The following is a 2,534-nucleotide window of genomic DNA, read 5'->3' on the forward strand; positions in this document are numbered from 1 at the left end:
GGCGCCCACCCCGGGCAGCGGCAGCTCGACGACGATGGCGCCCCAGGCCCGCGCGACGTCGGCGCTGCGGTCCCGCGTCGCGTTGACCGCCACGACGATCTCCACGGGGACGGCGACCGCGCCGGCGGCCCGGTCCAGCGCGGCCAGGCACCGTGCCAGCGAGTCCTCCTCGTCGCGCGCAGGGACGACGACGCCCACGCCGTCGACGTCCGTGTCACGCACGTTCGAGCACCTCGAGCCGGACGTCGTCGTCGAGGTAGCCGGACACCGGGCGCAGTGCCGGGGTGTGCAGGTCGACGTGCGCCTCGTCGGGCACCGACGCCGCCTCGGTGAAGGAGTGGCGCCAGTGGACGGCGACGACGTGGCCACCGGGACGCAGGCCGGCGACCGTCAGCTCCGCGCACCTGGCGCGCTGCTCCTCGGTGAGGAAGTAGAGCACCTCCGAGAGGACGACGAGGTCGAAGGTCCCGGCGGGCCAGTCGTCCGGGATCGTCCCGCGCTGCACGCCCACCCCGGTGAGCCCGCGCTCACGCACCCGCTCCAGGGCCGCCTCGACGGGGTCGAGCGCGACGACCTCGTCGCAGCGCTCGGCCAGCAGGGCGGTGATCTGGCCCCGCGCGCAAGCGGGCTCGAACGCGCGGGCGTAGCGGGGGCGCGGCAGGCTCGCGAGCGTCAGGGCCCGCTTGCGCTCCTCGTAGGGTGCGGTGTCGAGGCGCCAGGGGTCCGGGTCGGTCCGGTAGAGGTCCTCGAAGTAGGCCGGGTCGGTCACGTGAGCACCACCTCCGGGGCCGTGAGCGCGTGCTCGAGCAGCGCCGGGGTGACGACGACCTGGTCGGCGGGATGGTCCGACCACGGCTCCAGCTGCGACCGGAAGGCGCGCAGGGCGGCCGCCTTCCGCTCCGCCGCGCCGGGGGGCGAGGGCAGCAGCGCGGCACCCTCCAGCCAGTCCGCGCCGGCGTCGGGCGTGCTGCGCGTCCACCGCCAGACCGGGTAGCGCCACAGCGTCGTCCCGGCGGGGACCAGCTCGCGCGCCACCGCACCCAGCACGTCGTGGTCGCCGTGCCCGTCGTGCTCGTACGGCGCGAGCACGACGGCCGGGGCCTGCAGCAGCGGGCGCAGGAGACGGACGAGCGGCTCGCGGTCGTCGGGCAGGGCGGCGTCGCGCAGCCCGAGGTAAGTCGTGCGCACCTGCGGGTGCCCGAGCACCGCGAGTGCCTCGGCCAGCTCCCTGCGCCGCACGGTGCGCAGCTGGTCGGGCGTGACCGTCGGGCTCCCGGGGTGGGACTGCTCGCCGTCGGTCGCGACGACGAGGTGCAGACGGCGGCCGACCTGTCCGGCGAGCCACGCCCCGACGCCGAGGACCTCGTCGTCCGGGTGCGCGGAGAGCACGACGACCGGGCCGCCCGGGTCGTCGACGGTGGGCAGCGCCGCGTCGCGCAGGGTGGCGTCCCAGCGGGCCGGCGACGTGGAGGCGGTCATGTCGCCCCGAGTGAGCCGAGGCGGGCGAGGTCGCGCTCGGCGTGGTGCTGACGCACGAAGACCTGCAGGTCGGCGACGTGCTGGGCGTGCGCCGCGTCGAAGGCGAGGGGGCCCGGACCGGTCGCACGGCCCACGTGGGCGACGACGTCGTCGACCGCGCGGGCCGCGGCGGCGCGCACGACGAGGGCGCGGTGCTCGTCGCGACGTCCTGGCTCGGCGTCGAAGGCGGCCGCCGCCTCCGCCAGGAGGGCGGTCAGCCCGGCGAGAGCCACGCGGACGTGGCCGCGGTGGGCCAGGCCGTGGTCGTCGAGCCGCGACGACCGCTCGAGCGTCTCGGCGACGCGGTCGGCGCCGCCGGCCCAGACCGCGGCGATCCCGACGCCGCCGTGCCAGAAGCCAGGACGGTCCACGTAGGCGCCCGCCTCGCCGACCGGCTCGGCCTCGACGTCGTCGAGCCGCAGCGTCGTGGTGCGCGCTCCCGCCATCCCCGGGCCCACCCACGCCGGGCCGTCCGGGTCGGGGGAGAGGCCCGGCTGGTCGAGGTCGACCGCGAACAGCCTCGGGCGCCCGTCGTCGTCCGCGGTCACGAGGGCGTGCGTCACGAGGTCGGCTCCGGAGCAGAAGGCCTTGCGCCCCTGCAGCCGCCAGCGTCCACCGCCCGCCGCTGCCCGCACCTGGGCGAAGGGCGGCTCCGCGGCCCAGACCGCCCACACGCCGTCGTGGTCGACGGCGTGGTCGAGCTCCGCGGCGATCGCGAGCGCGTCGTGGTGGGGCTCGACCAGCTTGGCCAGGGCGAGGTCCTCGCGGCCCAGCTCGCGGAGGGCGTCGAGCCGCTCCTGCGTCCGGCCGGACCCGGGCAGCGGCAGGGCCCCTCGGGTCCGCTCGCGCAGCACGTCGGCCGTGAGGTGCATCGCCGTCCTCGGGTCGGGCGTCGCGGCCGGGCGGCCGCGCGGTCCCCGTACCCCGTCCCGACCCCGCCAAACGTCCGCTCCCACCCGGCGGACGACGGGTGGTGTCAGGAGCCGGCGACGACGCGGCCGCGCACCTCGCCGAGC

Annotated in this window: 3 protein-coding genes and 1 pseudogene; all 4 read right to left on the reverse strand. The window is 77.6% G+C overall.

Features of this window, described 5'->3' with window-relative positions:
- Window positions 1-222 (reverse strand): annotated as a pseudogene (locus NH339_RS17870) (hypothetical protein); the annotation flags it as partial.
- The gene (locus tag NH339_RS17875; protein ID WP_253027345.1) at window positions 215-769 is read right to left on the reverse strand and encodes a bifunctional 2-polyprenyl-6-hydroxyphenol methylase/3-demethylubiquinol 3-O-methyltransferase UbiG; all 555 of its coding nucleotides are present in this window, start codon (window positions 767-769) and stop codon (window positions 215-217) included. The pseudogene NH339_RS17870 and the gene NH339_RS17875, both read right to left, overlap by 8 nt.
- Entirely contained in the window at window positions 766-1,479 is a 714-nt protein-coding gene (locus NH339_RS17880) for a PIG-L deacetylase family protein (RefSeq protein WP_253027346.1), read from the reverse strand. Before NH339_RS17880 ends, NH339_RS17875 begins: the two co-directional genes overlap by 4 nt.
- Window positions 1,476-2,390 (reverse strand): acyl-CoA dehydrogenase, encoded by a 915-nt coding sequence (locus tag NH339_RS17885; RefSeq protein WP_253027347.1) that lies wholly within the window; start codon window positions 2,388-2,390, stop codon window positions 1,476-1,478. Before NH339_RS17885 ends, NH339_RS17880 begins: the two co-directional genes overlap by 4 nt.
- Window positions 2,391-2,534: the final 144 nt, after the last annotated feature.

The sequence above is a fragment of the Aeromicrobium sp. CnD17-E genome (assembly GCF_024124745.1).
Lineage (GTDB): Bacteria > Actinomycetota > Actinomycetes > Propionibacteriales > Nocardioidaceae > Aeromicrobium.

Bases quoted from the DNA above. Each gene is read 5' to 3' on its own strand.
- NH339_RS17880 (WP_253027346.1), bottom strand. From the start codon at position 1,479: ATGACCGCCTCCACGTCGCCGGCCCGCTGGGACGCCACCCTGCGCGAC.
- NH339_RS17885 (WP_253027347.1), bottom strand. From the start codon at position 2,390: ATGCACCTCACGGCCGACGTGCTGCGCGAGCGGACCCGAGGGGCCCTG.